Genomic DNA, 15,487 nt, shown 5'->3' on the forward strand with positions numbered 1-15,487 from the left:
ATTCTTGGCTATAATTGACTGCTACCATCATCGACCATTATTTGAAGGTGAGCTAGCAAGGGCAATATTACTAAAGCCAGCTTTTTGAATAAGATCAATAAGATCAAGAACTGTTTCATAATTGGCACTGCGTTCCCCTTGAACAACAACACGCTGTCCAAGCCCTTCTGAACTTAAAGCACCTACAGCTTTAAGATGAGGAACGATTTCATCACGCGGATAAAACTCTTTTTTTATCGCATAACGCCCATCGGCGGTAACCGACACGGTTAAAGGTTCCTTTTGCGCCGAAATAGGCCCAGCACCCGATTTTGGCAAATCCATAGGTACGCCATTAATTAAAAGAGGTGCAGAAACCATGAAAATAATCAATAGAACCAACATAACATCCACCATCGGCGTCACGTTAATCTCACTCATTAAAGCGCGTTTGCCGCCTCTACGCCGTCCGCGCCGTCCATGGCCACTTCCTGATCCACCAACCGACATCGCCATGATTAAAACATGCCTCCATTATTATTGCGCCGATCAAAAGAACCGCGATCTTGGCTTGTACGATCAAAAGAATCGCGATTAGGCGATACTGGATCGGGTGCAAGGCGATCGCTATTATTGCGTTCTTCTACGGTGGTAGCACGTGGGGCTGCTGCTTGCTGTTGGGCAAATTGATTGGTTTGCTGTACAGGGCGCTGCGGATTAGATCTTTCATCAATCTGGCGCGAAAGAATGCCAGAAAACTCGTCTGCAAAACCTTCAAGTTGCCCACCAATGCGTGCAGCATCAGCGCTTAATTTATTATAGGCAATAACCGCAGGAATAGCGGCAAGCAAGCCAATGGCGGTTGCAAGCAAAGCTTCGGCAATACCGGGAGCCACAATAGCAAGACTAGTATTTTGTGATTGGGCAATGGCCTGAAACGAGGTCATAATACCAATAACAGTACCAAAAAGACCGATAAAGGGTGAAGCAGAACCAATGGTTGCCAAAAGCCCAAGGCGCGATTCCAATCGGTCCGTTTCACGAGCAAGCGCCACATCCATTGCTTTATCAATACGCATTTGCAAGCCAAAGGGAGAGCGGGCGCCTTTTTCAAAGGATTTTTTCCATTCACGCATTGCGGCCATAAAGACTGTGCCCATGCCGGTTACACGGCGCTCATCAAGGTTGCGATAAAGATCTTCCAAAGATTGGCCAGACCAAAACACTTGTTCAAAGCGCTTTATGGCACGGCGCGCATTGGCAAAAGCAATCATTTTATCAAAAATAACTGCCCAACTCCAGATTGAAGCGATCATCAAACCGAGCATAACTAGCTTGACAATCCAATTGGCCTGCATGAAAAGGCCTAAAAGTGTAACATCCGCAACAGGAGCTATCGCGTCCATAATTATCTATCCTTAAAATGTCTACCCTTACACATAAGGGCTTCCTTCGTTTTCGCTCATAGTTTTGATGCGATATTTTACTTTTTGATTTAGTAAAAACGTCAATCTGCACCGCATTTTTGTTGATGATTTGCTAAAGGTTATATGGCTAAAAGCCTCACCAGTTCTACTAATCACATGTTGATGTATAAGCTTGAAAGATTTACGCATATTTAATTGCAAGCAATCTTTTACATCTTTTATTTTTGGCTGCTAAATTTGGTGAAACAAAGGCTGAAACTGGCCATCAATTAGGTATTTTAGCGGCTTTGTCAGCGTCGTTTGCTTTTAAAGTTGTAAAATTGGAAAATTATGGGCATTGCCAATCCAATGTGATCTTTCAAAAATAATGCTTTGCTATAAATGTATTGTTTTTCATATGGTAAGGGAGGTAGGTTTTTCAAGTTTTAAATATATTGCGATGATCATGGTTGGGGAGACACGAAATTGCAATATTAATGGCGCATTTTTAATTTTATAGCCTAATTCTTGATGTTGTCGTGAGCTGTTCCATATAAATATCTCATTAATGCGCAAAATGAGAAGATATAATATTAGCATTTAGTGGAAAATATCGCTTCTATTTGTAATTTAAGTGGTTTTAATTTAAGTATATTTAATATATTTAAACCTACATCTTTAAAAAAATCAAAAATGATGAAACGTTTAAAAAATAGAAAAATTTGAGCAGATAGAAATCGGCTAAAAATCGAGGAAAATACAGATGATAAACCTCAGAAACGCCAAGCGTATTGCAATCATTGGTGGCACAATGGAAGCTTGGTTTGCAGCCCTTACCTTTCGGCGGATATCAAGCACAGAGGTAGAGGTTATTGTTTATGATGACGAGCAAAAAATTAGTCAGGGCTTAGGTGCAGGTAGCTTACCGGTTCTAAGTGCGGCTTTACAAGCCAATCAAATCAATATTGATGAATTTGCCTTTGCAACAGATTTGACCATTAAACTAGGTTCATCGTTTGAAAATTGGCGCCATAGCGGTGACAATGATGTTTTTTTTCATCTGTTTCATGGATTTAATCAAGGCGTAGAAGAGCTTGATGTTATTGCTAATCGTACCTATCCATTTTTGGCAGGGCGGATTGCAAAAAACATGGATTTGGTGGGCTTTTATCCTGGTTTTTCCATGTTTACCCAAAATGTTCCGCAAGTTCAAGCTAATCTAATTTTAGGCGCTCGCAAAAGCGGTTTAATACCATCTTACCATTTTGATGTGCAAAAATGCCTCACCTATTTAAAAAATGTTGCGATTGGTCGCGGTGTTAAACATCAGGTTATGAAAGTACACAAACTTGTTTTAGATGATGAGGGTAATACAACTGCTCTTAATACCGACCTTGGTGATATTAAGGTGGATTTTGTTGTTGATGCGGCAGATACAAAGCGTTTAAGTCTTGGTAAAGCTTATCAAAGCAAATGGCACTCACTTAAAGAACAATTTGCCGTTGATCGTGTTTTACAATTTAATGTAGAGGCAGCCTTAGTAAATCCACGGCTTTTCACCCGTTCCATTGCAATGAAATGCGGTTGGTTACAGTTAGTGCCACTAAAAAATCATATTAGTGCTAGTTACTTCCTTGCTTCTAAATATACGAGTGATGAAGCCGCATTGAAAGAAGCGGCAGATCTACTTGAGCAAAAGATTACTTTTGCAAATCCTGTGGATCTTGATCAAGGATATTTTGAAAGCAATTGGCATAAAAATACTCTTGCTGTAGGTCCTGCTGTCGGCTTTATTGAGCCATTGGTATCAGCCAATCTTGCCCAGTTTTTCTCACTTATTTATAAGGTTGAGCAAGCGGTGATTGAAGGGCATGGTATTATTGGTGAAACAACCATTAAAGCCATTAATAAGGATCACGCAAAAACTTTTAATGAAATTGTTGATTTTACCCGATTGCATTATGAAACACAGCGCAAGGATAGTTCTTTCTGGCGCGATGTTAAAAAACTTACCCGCTCCAAAACCTATCAAGAATTGCGCAAAGTATTTGCTGAGCGTTTCCCGCGCGCTGTAGATTTGGAAAACTATTGTGGCTTTGGTTGGCCGCCCTTGTTTGCACCCCTAGACTGGATCACTGTTGCGAGCGCTATGGGAATTATTACACCACAAACGGCGCTAAGTGAATTGGACGTTATGCCAAGGGAAATTTTTGAGCAGGTTGAACGATATCTGCAAGGATAAAGCTGTTTTTCAATGCATGCAAATTATACTGCGCCAATGCGCACTGACTTATTGTTAAGGGTCAATCATGATTAATCTTAGAAATGCTAAACGTATTGTTATTATTGGCGGTGGAATCGCAGGTTGGTTTTCCGCGCTTAGTTTTCGCCGCATCGCGGCTCCTGAAGTCGAAGTACTATTATTGGAAGAAGGCGCAGATGACAATAAGAATGCTATTAAGGGCGGTTTTTCAAATCTGGTTTTTGGACTGCAAAAAAACGGCATTAATATTGAGGAATTTATAAATGCGACCAAGGCTACCGTAAAGTTTGGTTCTTCCTTCGAGGGTTGGCGTAACAGTAGCTTCAATGATATCTATTTTCATTTATTCCATAGTCTTAACGGTGGCAGTGAAGAGTTGGAGGGAACAACCAATCGAACCTATCCACTGCTTGCAGGACGTATTGCCGCCGGTCTTGATATGTTCAGTTATTTTGCTGGTTTCTCGTTGATTAATAATAATGCAACACAAGCGCAAGCTCATATTGCGCTTGCCTCTAATCGGACTGGATTATGGCCATCTTTCCACTTTGATGGAAACAAGATGGCTGATTTTTTAAAAACTGTTGCTAAAGCAAGAGGTATTAAACACAAGCATTTAAAAGTTGAAAAACTTATTCTTGATAAGGATGGTAAGACAACGGCTCTAAAAACGCCGGAAGGTAATTTGGATGTTGACTTTGTTATTGATGCTTCAGGTCTGCGCCGTATCGGTATTGGTGAAACCTATAAGCAAAAATGGCAGTCTTTCAGCAAAGAACTGATTTTGGATCGCATTTTGCCTTTTACCATCAAGCAGCCTAATGCAAATCCTGCGCTTTATACACGTTCTATTGCTATGCAAGCTGGCTGGATGTGGCAAATTCCACTTAACGATAAAATCGGTGCTGGCTATGTGTTCTCTAGCAAACACAGTGATGAACATGCCGCAATTAAAGAAGTTGAAGCCTATATTAGACATGCAATTGAACCGCAGGCGGTAATGCAATTTGATCCGGGGCATTATGAAAATGTCTGGTGTAAAAATGTCTTGGCTGTTGGCTTGTCATCTGGATTTATTGAACCCCTAGAGGCGACATCCATCGGCCACATGCTGCGAGTTCTTGAACGATTTGAAAATATTGTAAATGATGGCCATGGTATTATTGGTGAAAACACCATAGATACCTTCAATCAAGATAATCAAGCAGGTTGGGGTGAAATGAAAGATTTCCTTCGCCTGCATTATGATACCAGCCGGGAAGATACGCCCTTTTGGCAGGACGCTAAAAATGCAAAGCGTTCAACAGAATATCAGGATCTTTGCGAAGTCTTGAAAACACGTATGCCGCGATTTGTTGATCTTGAAGCCTATGCCGATTTTGCTTGGCAACCAATGTTCAATACAACCAGTTGGATTATGGTTGGTGCGGCACTTGGTGTTATCCCGCAGCAAGCTGCCTATGATGAACTTGCAACCCTACCAAAACCTATTTTTGATGAGGTACAGCAATATCTCATGCGGCAAAAGCAATTATTATCGCAATAACCCAATCTATAAAAATCTATTTAATCAAAAGGCTGTGATGAGGAATTTAATTCATCACAGCCTTATTTTTATCATTGCTGCGATTATCCGAATATTCATAGCGCGCGTTTATGGGTCTACTATAAATTTTATAGTAGGTTGAATAAGCCTTTTAATGATCTAAAAAGTTTAAGAGACAATAATTGTAAAAGCGATGTGACCTGTTCGGTGATGATAATCAAACTTTAAATGATATTTGCAGCAAAGGTCTTTGAAGTCTTGTTCAGCCAATGGATCATCGCTTAAAATTGTTAGCCTATCACCCGATGCTAAATTTTTTAACCGCCGCGCGGTTTTTAAAATGGGCATCGGGCATTTAAGGCCACGCAGATCATAGATTATCGGCTTAAGAAACCCAGCCATGACTTTTTCTTATTTTCTTGTACAGGTACTAAGGCAGCCGTTTGCTGATCTGATGAATTTTGAACGGCACTACTTTGTTGCGTCTGTTCAGTTGTTGGCTTTGCAGCAGGTGCACTTGCATTCGTTGGCAATGTCGTATTTGCTGAGGCTGGAACAATATCTGGCGCGCCACTACGTTCAGTAGATGCAGAACTCAAAGATGGTGGGGTACGACTTACCTTTTCACCCCTTGCGCGCCGGGCGCTCCAATCAGCAACAAGACGTGCTTCTTCAAGGCCGGCAATGGATGGTGAAGCAGGTTTTTTTGATTTCTTGTTTATTGCCTCTGAAAATGCCGAATTGTATTCAGCTTGGTAGGCGGCATAGGCGACAGGCAAACTCTGTGTTGGGGCAGGGCATGCGCCAGCTGGCGACAAGGGCTGACCGCTTGTGCTTCTGCGATTAAAGACATAACGCTTCTCACAAACATCAACTTGCGGTGGCTTTTTGGTCGCTTCAAAAATGTCATAACCTTCCTTTAGCATGCGCCAAAAGGAATAATTGGCGTCATTGCGATAACGCGCCATATTGGCAGCGGTCATGCGAAATGGAAATGCTTGTACTTGGAATTCATGTTGGCCGCCCCTAAAGGAATCGCGCCCAAAAGCATAAATTTCAGCAATGCTTTCATCGGTCATTGAATAGCAACCAGATGACGAACAAGCGCCATGTACCATTAAATGGCGCCCTGTACGACCATTGACAGCATCATAGGCATTAGGAAAACCAATGTTAAAAGCAAGATAATAATTAGAGTTTGGATTCATTTGGGTTGGGCGAACTGTATAGAAACCTTCTGGTGCTTGACGGTCTCCTTCAATGAATTTAGGTCCTAATTTACCTGACCATTGGCAAATCTCATAAGTTGCAATTAAGCCATATTGTCCATTTGATTTTTGTTTCCAAACTTCTAAAGCGCTTTCTTCCTTGAAAACGCGAATGATAATAGGTGATGTTTTTGGCATGCCCATTGCTGCCATTTTTTGTTGGATTTTGGCTGGTAATTCGCGCTCCGCGCGGCCTGACATAGATAGACTACCTCCGCCACTACCACTCCCGCCTTGTTGACAGCCGACAAGTGCCATGCTTGAAACCATAAGCGCCGCAAAAATAGCAGTTTTTATTTTCATGGATAACTCCTGCATCCGTCAAAGCGTATCATATACGCTGCAAATAGGTGAAAGTTTTAAAAATCACCTTGGTTAAACAAAATCCAATATTCAACAGCTTTCATAAGCTATCATTTTTATCAGCGCTATTTTGATGAAGCCATTTGTGCTTTATCAAGCATAGCAATAAGCATGTATTGCGGTTTTGTTTATTTTAGCCAAATTATGCTTTATTTTCTAGCATAATAGTAAGTTAAGATAAATGCTTGGTTAATAATTAACCGCAATAGTTTTTAAAATAACTATAAGTTCTTCACTTGTGCACAGACCGTTCTTGCTGCATTTTTATTTTCTGCCGATGTTACAACATAATTCTTGCCGCAGGTGACAGTCCGCGCTGGAATATACTCGTTTTGAAAAAGGTCATAGGCTGGTTTTAATTGTTGCCAAAAGGCCATTTCAGGGTGGTCATCAAATTGGGCTAAATTGTCATCACTCATTTTAAATGGAAAAATATGCATTGGTATGGATTTAGCCCCACCCTTAAATGCTTCACGTAGCAAAGCGTAAATTTCTTCAATCCTGTCATCACCCATTGCTAGGCAACCAACCGATAAGCAGTTGCCATGCACCATGATAAGGCTGCCAGTATAATTATTATTACGATCGCGCAAATTAGGGTAACCAACATTAAAAGCAAGATGATAATTAGACTTTGGGTGGAGCTGCTCTTTAGTTAAACTATAAAAGCCTTCGGGCACTTGATAATCACCCTCTTGGCGCTTTTGGCCAAGTTTTCCCGATTGTTTGCAAATTGTATAAAAGGCAAGTGGTTTATAGGTACCTTCAGCACTTTGCTTCCACACTTCTAAGGTATTTTCCTGTTTGAAAACCCGAATATAGATTGGGCTATCAATTTTAAGATCAAGGCTTGCCATACGCGTGGACAAATAGTCAGGCAAAGGCTTACTTTCCTTGGCTATTGGACTTGCATTTACTGCATGATAAGCAAATACTATATTAAATGCGATTAAAAGAATGGCAACGGCAATTATTGATGCCAAATTATGGCACAAATGAATAGCGGCAAGTTTATAGCGCCAATCAATCATTGCATTGTCCTTTCTTTTAATGGCTTTATGATGATCAAGTTATGAGCTGTAGCATATTGCTTTTATTAAAGACCAATTTGAGATGAAATGGCGTTTTATTAATGGCGAATGACAGTTTTTTGTATTGGTGGTAAATAATTTGTTAATTTTGCCGGGCAGATTGATAGCAAAATGGCAGCGTTTTTGGGGGGTAGTATGAGCAAGCAAGAACAAACTGTGTTGAGATTGGTATTTCCTCAGTGGCAGGGCGGTAATAATCCGGCCTATCAGATGGGAAGTACTTTGCTAAATTTTTTAGCGCCACAGCCAAGTTTTGCGGTTGAGCGAGTTAATGTCGCTAGTGACAATGAACAATCGCCATTACAGCTTGAAAATGGAATTATCGGGCGCGAAGTTTTATTAAAACAAGCCGATGAAGCGCGCAAAAAAATAGACCAACATCAACCGAAAAAAATAGTTGTTCTTGGCGGGGACTGTTTGGTTGATCTGGTTCCTTTTGCATATTTGAACGAGATTTATAATGGTGATCTTGCGGTTCTTTGGCTTGATGCCCACCCTGATGTTATGACGCCAGATGTTTTTCACAATGCCCATGCTATGGTTCTTGGCAATCTTTTGGGTAAGGGTGATGAAGATTTTGTCAAACGTGTCAAGCAACCAATAAAGCCAGAAAATGTCATGTTTGCAGGTCTTGGTAAAACCCTGCCATTTGAAACGGATTTTATCCATCTGCATAGTTTAAAAATAGCGAGCGCCAGTGCTTTAAAAGCATCAAGTGACAGCGTGATTGATTGGCTAAGCTCGATTAACGCTAAATATTTAGCCGTTCATTTTGATCTTGATGTTTTGAATGTCAAAAAATTTTCTTCCTTGTATTTTGGTAATCCAAATGCTGCAAGCAATGATTTTGATGGTATAACACAAGGTGAAATGCATTTGGCGGATATAGTGCGGTTGTTAAGTGATGTCGCTGCAAAGGTGGATGTTGTTGGACTTGGTATTGCTGAATATTTGCCATGGGATGCTATTGCCCTTAAAGGTGCTTTGGAAAAACTACCCATTTTACGCGATGGTGGCTAGCGGGGTAATCTTTCATAAAAAAAACAATATCAAAAATAATTTTGAACGACGTTCATTTTTTTCTTGCTTAACAAAATAACCCAAGCTATAGTGAGCTAAGTTCATTTTAAGACGGGAGTTTAACATGACGAGCGTAAGCGACAAAGAAGGCTTAGGTGCTGCAGGTGGCGAACAGGGTAGCTCGCAAAAGGACACGGCTGAAACAACACTACAAGTAGAAAGTGTTGAGGCGGTCATGGTGCAGGGACAAGCGGAAGGCAACCCAAATGGCGATACCCACAAGGTTGCTCGTCAATCCTTTAGCCAAATAGAAGGTGAATTTTCTGATAATCCACCAATCGCCAACTTGTTAACATCCCGCCGGTTTGGGCCTTTATTTGGAGCGCAATTTTTCTCAGCCTTTAATGATAATTTTTTAAAATTCACTTTAGCCTTGGTTGTTACTGCAACTGTTAGCCAGGCTTCAAGCGAGTCGCTTAACACTTTAGGGGCAGCTATTTTCATGTTGCCTTTTTTATTGTTTTCAGCAACGGGCGGCGAATTAGCCGATCGCTTTGATAAAGCGCGTCTTGCGCGGTTTTATAAATTAATTGAAATATTTGTTGCCGCTGGCGCAGCATTGGGACTCATCTTAGGCTCCATCCCAATTTTAATGGTTGCCTTATTTATGTTTGGCGTTGGATCTGCTTTATTTGGTCCGATTAAATATGCGGTTTTGCCAGAGCAAATTGCCCGTACTGACTTACCCAAAGCGAATGGTTGGGTGGAGGCTGCAACCTTTATTGCAATTCTTTTAGGCTCGTTACTTGCCGATTATAGTTTTGCAGGTCATCATGGTCCATCATACCTCACCGCTATTTTAATCGTAGTTTTTGCACTCTTGGGTTGGGTATGCTGCTGTTTTATGCCTTACCATGGTGCGGCAAAAGCAGATCTTAAAATTGACAAAAATATTATTCGCACCACCGGCCGCCTATTACATGAAATCAGCCGTGAACGTAAATTATTCATCGTATCCTTGATGATTTCTTGGTTCTGGTTGGTTGGTGCTGTTTTGGTGCCTATGATTCCAGCATTTGGTAAGCAGCTTGGTCAATTTGCCCATAGCAGCTCCTTCTTTCTTGCGGTTTTCGCCATATCCATTGCTATTGGTTCAGCTATGGCTGTTTGGGCGTCCGCTGGTCGCATTGTTCTTTTGCAATCGGTGTTTGGCAGTATTGTTTGTGCTATTGCTCTTCTTGATGCTGGTTTTAATGTTAAATCCATGGGAACGGATCAAATCGTCCACACTTATGGTGAATTTTTAATGGTTCCTGGTACAATTCGGTTAATGATTGATCTGGCTTTTACCGCTATTGGTGGCGCATTCCTTGTCGTGCCGGGTTTTGCTGCCCTTCAAGCATGGAGCGCACCACAAAGTCGTGCCCGTGTCATTGCGGCTAACAATGTTTTAAATTCTGGTATCATGGTCATTGGTGCGCTGGTCATCGCTTTTGTACAAAGCGGCAAGGTATTTTCAGTGCAATTATTTAGCGGTGCATCCTTGCATAGCGTATTGATAGGCTTATCAATTGCCTCGTTTATCGCTTCATTTTTTATGTTGCGTTATTTGCCAACCAATCCATTTCGTGATTTTATCACTATTTTATTCCGTGCTTTTTTCCGTCTTGAAGTTAAGGGGCTTGAAAACCTCAAAAATGCCGGTGAAACACCTATTCTTGCCCTTAACCACGTATCATTTTTAGATGGTTTATTGGCACTTGCTATTACCGATAATACTATGCGCGCTCCAGCTTTCGCTATTAATTCGGTTATCGCACGCCGTTGGTGGATCCGCCCTTTCTTAAAATATATGAACGCATTTCCAATGGATCCAACCCGCCCCTTGGCAGCACGTAGCCTTATTCGTGCTGTTAAAAATGGCTCGCCGCTGGTTATTTTCCCTGAAGGCCGGATTACGGTTACCGGTAGTTTGATGAAAGTTTATGATGGCGCGGCAATGGTTGCAGACCGCACCAATGCCAAGGTTGTGCCGATTAAAATTGATGGATTGGAGCGCACATTCTTCTCACGCCTTTCTGGTATTGCTGTGCGCCGCCAATTTTTCCCTAAAGTGCGCGTGACTATTACTGCACCGGTTGAATTGGAACTTGATCCTAAGCTGAAATCTCGCGCTCGCCGTCATGCTGCCGGTAATGAATTATACCGCATCATGTCCGATCTTGTTTTTGCAACATCAGGTCATGATGGCACAGTTTTGGATGCTTTGGTAAAAGCTGGTAAAGATTATGGCATGAGCCATGATGCGATTGAAGACCCAATGCGGGGTTTGATGAGTTATGGTCGTATGCTTACCGCTATCCGTGCCCTTGCCAAACCCCTTGCCAAGCATTTGGCAAAAGATAGCAATGTTGGTTTAATGATGCCAAACTCCAATGCTGCAGCGATTACCTTTTTTGCCTTGCAATCTGCCGGTAAAGTGCCAGCAATGATGAATTTTTCAGCTGGTCTTTCAACTTTAACCTATGCAACAACGGCGGCTGAAATTAAAACAATCGTCACATCGCGGGTATTCTTACGCCAAGCACGCCTAGAAGAACTTGCTGAAAGCTTAAAAGCCGTCAATATCCGCTTTGTATTTTTGGAAGATATGGCGAAAGAAATCAACTATTTAGCAAAAATAACTGCTATGGTTATGAAAACACGTCCCTTGGTTAAAAACCGCCAGCATCACGATCCTGCAGCTATCCTTTATACATCAGGTTCTGAGGGTACACCAAAAGGTGTGGTATTATCTCATGGCAATATGTTATCGAATGTTGCACAAGCTGCAGCAAGGGTCGATTTTAACAGTGCTGATCGTCTTTTCAATGTTTTGCCAATGTTCCATTCTTTTGGTTTAACGGCAGGTACTGTCTTGCCATTAACATCGGGCGTGCCAGTTTACTTTTACCCATCACCCTTGCATTATCGCATCATTCCAGAAGCGATTTATTCATCTAATGCTACCATTATCTTTGGTACCGATACCTTCTTAAATGGTTATGGCCGCAATGCCCATCCTTATGATTTCCGCTCAATCCGTTATTGTTTTGCAGGTGCAGAGCCAGTAAAATCAACAACCCGCGAAATGATGATGAATAAATTTGGCATTCGTGTGCTTGAAGGTTACGGCGTTACTGAAACCTCACCTGTTTTAGCACTCAACACCCCCATGTATAATAAGCCAGGTACGGTTGGTAAATTATTGCCAGCAATCACTCCGCGCCTTGAAGCGGTTGAAGGTGTTGATAATGGCGGTCGATTATTTGTTTATGGCCCAAATGTCATGGCTGGCTATTTACGGGTGGAAAAGCCCGGTATTATTGAGCCACCTGTTGATGGTTGGCATGATACAGGTGATATCGTCAATATTGATGATGAAGGTTTTGTTACCATTCTTGGCCGCGCGAAACGTTTTGCAAAGGTAGGCGGCGAAATGGTGTCACTATCGGCGGTTGAAGCAATGGCCTCGCGTGCTTTCCCAGGCGTTATGTTGGGCGTTGTAACTCTAAGCGATCCTAAAAAAGGCGAGCGTATTGTGCTTATTAGTGAAGAAGAACAAGTAAATCGACCAGATTTATTAAAGCTTGCACGCGCTGAAGGTATCCCTGAACTCTTTGTGCCATCGCGAATTATTTATGGAAAATTACCCTTGCTGGGCACTGGTAAGATTGATTATCCAGCCTTAAAAAAACAAGTTGAAGAAGCTTAATAGAGCAATCACATTTGATTGGTATAAAGTTTGAAAAATGGCCGGCATCGGATTGTGGTGCTGGCCATTTTTATTTCATGCATTTTTAGCGCCGTTTAAAATAGCCGTGATGTAACCGCTATGAATCTTTTACTCATTTAAGGGGTATGCCTATCAGCATATGGTGTTAATTTCTTAGTTTGTGTGCTTATTTAAAATTTTGAAAGATTGCGGTGAGTTTTTTATCCTCATCAAAATAGAAGGATAAATCCTTAAAATTCCATCGCTCTTCATTGATTTTGGTGAATGGTAAATAATCCTCTATACATGCTTGGCTTTTGCCAAATAAATATAGGTCATCATTAAAGACATCTTTTAACGAGCTATTTGCATAAGGTTCCACTGAAAAGTAACTTAATGCATTTTTGTGGTAGCCAAATTCTAATTTGAACATTCCATCCCATAGAACGAGCAACGCCGTATCTTTTTTTAATATTGTTTCATTAATTGGAAAAAGTTGCATCACACTTTCAATCGAAAGCGCTTGCTTGAGCAGGTAACCTTTTTGGATCAGCATTGTTGTTTTTAAAACAGGCATTTTTAGCTCTTAATCGATTAAATCATACATGAATAATTTATAATGATAAAACTGCAATTTAAAATAACGGGTAAAAATATTGCGTGAAAAATACCCTATGGAAATTATTGGCAAAAAAAACGGGTATGATTTTCACCATACCCGTAAAACGCTTTTACTTATAATGCGCAAAGTTTATGATTTACTCTGAGGCGTTTCATCATTTTCAGCTTTGCTATCATCAGTAGGCTCGGATGATTTCATATCTTCGCCTTCAATTGGCTTTTCGATATCAAGCTTAACACTGCGGCCTGCCTTTGGCACACCGGAACTACGGCTTGTTTCATTACCAAGATTTCGTGATGGCTCTTTGCCTGCCATAACTTCGATAATTTCTTCGCCTGTTAAGGTTTCATATTCAAGTAAACCTTCAGCAAGGCGCACCCATTCATCTTTCTTTTCGAGTAGGATTCGTTTTGCTTCTTCATAAGCTTCATCAACGATTCGGCGCACTTCAGTATCAATAATTTGCGCTGTGTGCTCGGACATAGCTTCTTGTCGCGGCGGGCCATAACCTTCTTCTTGATTGCTACCATAAGCAACTTTACCAAGCTGATCAGAAAAGCCCCATTTGGTGACCATAGCACGAGCTAATTTGGTGGCTTGTTCAATGTCGGATGATGCACCAGAGGTGATATTTTCCTTGCCAAATTTCAATTCTTCAGCAATACGGCCACCCATTGTAATGGCAATGCGCGATACCATCCATTGATAGCTCATGGAATAACGGTCGCCTTCAGGCAATTGCATCACCATACCAAGGGCGCGACCACGCGGAATGATAGTTGCTTTATGGAGAGGATCGGCTTTAGCAACATTTAAAGCAACAACCGCATGGCCTGCTTCGTGATAGGCGGTTAATATTTTTTCGTCTTGTGTCATCGCGGTAGAGCGACGCTCTGCCCCCATTAATACTTTATCCTTTGCATCTTCAAATTCTTGCATGGTGACAAGGCGCTTATTGCGTCTTGCAGCCATAAGGGCTGCTTCATTGACAAGATTCATCAAATCCGCACCAGAAAAACCGGGTGTACCACGGGCAATAACTTTTAAATCAACATTGGGAGCTAGCGGTACATTGCGCACATGCACTTGCAAAATTTGTTCACGGCCAGCAACATCGGGATTTGGCACAACAACCTGACGATCAAAACGACCTGGACGAAGAAGCGCAGGATCAAGCACATCAGGACGGTTGGTCGCAGCAATGATGATGACATTTTCATTGGCTTCAAAGCCATCCATTTCAACCAATAACTGGTTTAATGTTTGCTCACGCTCATCATTACCGCCGCCAATGCCGGCGCCGCGATGACGACCTACGGCATCAATTTCGTCGATAAAGATAATACAAGGCGCATTCTTCTTGCCTTGCTCGAACATATCGCGGACGCGGCTTGCACCAACACCAACAAACATTTCAACAAAATCAGAACCAGAGATGGTGAAAAACGGTACATTTGCTTCGCCGGCAACTGCGCGGGCAAGCAAGGTTTTACCCGTTCCTGGAGGACCAACAAGTAAAACGCCGCGTGGAATACGTGCGCCAAGGCGTTGGAATTTTTGTGGGTCGCGTAAGAATTCAACCACTTCTTCCAAGTCATTCTTGGCCTCTTCAACACCTGCAACGTCATCAAAGGTAACTCTGCCATGCGCTTCGGTTAATAGCTTGGCCTTAGATTTACCAAAGCCCATAGCCCCGCGTGAACCGCCTTGCATTTGGCGCATGAAAAATACCCAAATAGCAATAAGAATAACAATGGGTATGATGGTGCCAAGAATGCTTACTAGTGGGCTTGAACCGGTACTTTCAGGTTTAACCTTGATGCCAATATTATTATCTTGAAAGGCTTTGTAATCTGGTTCCTTAGGGCCAACAGTTTTAATAAGCGTGCCATCGGTAGCAGTTGCAACGATATTTTGGCCGTCAATAGTAACTTCTTTAATTTGCTTATTATTAACACGCTCTAAAAATGTTGAATAATCAATCTCGCCACTTATTCCTCGTTGTCCAGTTCCCTGAAACATTGAAAATAGTGCAATAATAACAACTGCGATAATACCCCACAGGACAACGGAACGGTAATTCGGGTTCATATCAAATCCATATCTAAGCCAAAGGCACTTATAATTTTGTCAATTCTTTTGTATTCTTGTCATAGTTTTCACCGACAAAACCCC

At 41.6% G+C, this 15,487-nt stretch carries 10 protein-coding genes and 1 pseudogene; 4 read left to right on the forward strand and 7 right to left on the reverse strand.

Features of this window, described 5'->3' with window-relative positions; translation table 11 throughout:
* Positions 1-27: 27 nt before the first annotated feature.
* A complete protein-coding gene (locus N6B01_RS01515) occupies positions 28-495 on the reverse strand; it encodes an ExbD/TolR family protein (RefSeq protein ID WP_262079606.1) in 468 nt (155 codons plus the stop codon).
* Between the two features lie 194 nt (positions 496-689).
* A pseudogene (tolQ, locus tag N6B01_RS01520) lies at positions 690-1,385 on the reverse strand (protein TolQ); the annotation flags it as partial.
* Between the two features lie 763 nt (positions 1,386-2,148).
* Here tolQ and N6B01_RS01525 point away from each other — a divergent pair.
* Positions 2,149-3,627, forward strand: coding sequence for a tryptophan 7-halogenase (locus tag N6B01_RS01525; RefSeq protein ID WP_182418590.1), 1,479 nt, complete (start codon positions 2,149-2,151; stop codon positions 3,625-3,627).
* A 67-nt stretch (positions 3,628-3,694) separates the two neighbouring features.
* Positions 3,695-5,194: a tryptophan 7-halogenase gene (locus tag N6B01_RS01530; RefSeq protein WP_262079607.1), complete on the forward strand. Its 1,500-nt coding sequence runs from the start codon at positions 3,695-3,697 to the stop codon at positions 5,192-5,194.
* Between the two features lie 168 nt (positions 5,195-5,362).
* On the opposite strand, the gene N6B01_RS01535 is transcribed toward N6B01_RS01530, so the two are convergent.
* From N6B01_RS01535 to N6B01_RS01545, 3 genes are all read right to left on the reverse strand, one after another.
* Positions 5,363-5,596 (reverse strand): sulfurtransferase TusA family protein, encoded by a 234-nt coding sequence (locus N6B01_RS01535; protein WP_262079608.1) that lies wholly within the window; start codon positions 5,594-5,596, stop codon positions 5,363-5,365.
* Positions 5,572-6,765 (reverse strand): murein L,D-transpeptidase family protein, encoded by a 1,194-nt coding sequence (locus tag N6B01_RS01540; RefSeq protein WP_315973320.1) that lies wholly within the window; start codon positions 6,763-6,765, stop codon positions 5,572-5,574. Before N6B01_RS01540 ends, N6B01_RS01535 begins: the two co-directional genes overlap by 25 nt.
* Before the next feature lie 281 nt (positions 6,766-7,046).
* Positions 7,047-7,856, reverse strand: a complete 810-nt coding sequence (locus tag N6B01_RS01545; protein ID WP_262079609.1) for a L,D-transpeptidase family protein — start codon at positions 7,854-7,856, stop codon at positions 7,047-7,049.
* Between the two features lie 195 nt (positions 7,857-8,051).
* Here N6B01_RS01545 and N6B01_RS01550 point away from each other — a divergent pair, with 195 nt between their 5' ends.
* Together N6B01_RS01550 and N6B01_RS01555 are read left to right on the forward strand one after the other, a co-directional pair.
* Positions 8,052-8,936 (forward strand): arginase family protein, encoded by an 885-nt coding sequence (locus N6B01_RS01550; RefSeq protein ID WP_262079611.1) that lies wholly within the window; start codon positions 8,052-8,054, stop codon positions 8,934-8,936.
* Positions 8,937-9,060: 124 nt separating this feature from the next.
* On the forward strand, positions 9,061-12,690 hold the full coding sequence (locus N6B01_RS01555; protein ID WP_262079613.1) for an acyl-[ACP]--phospholipid O-acyltransferase: 3,630 nt from the start codon (positions 9,061-9,063) through the stop codon (positions 12,688-12,690).
* A 187-nt stretch (positions 12,691-12,877) separates the two neighbouring features.
* Here the strand turns inward: N6B01_RS01555 and N6B01_RS01560 are convergent, their stop codons facing one another.
* Both N6B01_RS01560 and ftsH read right to left on the reverse strand, forming a co-directional pair.
* Positions 12,878-13,267, reverse strand: a complete 390-nt coding sequence (locus N6B01_RS01560) for a hypothetical protein (protein WP_262079614.1) — start codon at positions 13,265-13,267, stop codon at positions 12,878-12,880.
* Positions 13,268-13,441: 174 nt separating this feature from the next.
* Positions 13,442-15,403, reverse strand: coding sequence for an ATP-dependent zinc metalloprotease FtsH (gene ftsH, locus N6B01_RS01565; RefSeq protein WP_262079615.1), 1,962 nt, complete (start codon positions 15,401-15,403; stop codon positions 13,442-13,444).
* Between the last annotated feature and the right edge of the window lie 84 nt (positions 15,404-15,487).

This window comes from Bartonella sp. HY406, from assembly GCF_025449315.1.
GTDB lineage: Bacteria > Pseudomonadota > Alphaproteobacteria > Rhizobiales > Rhizobiaceae > HY038.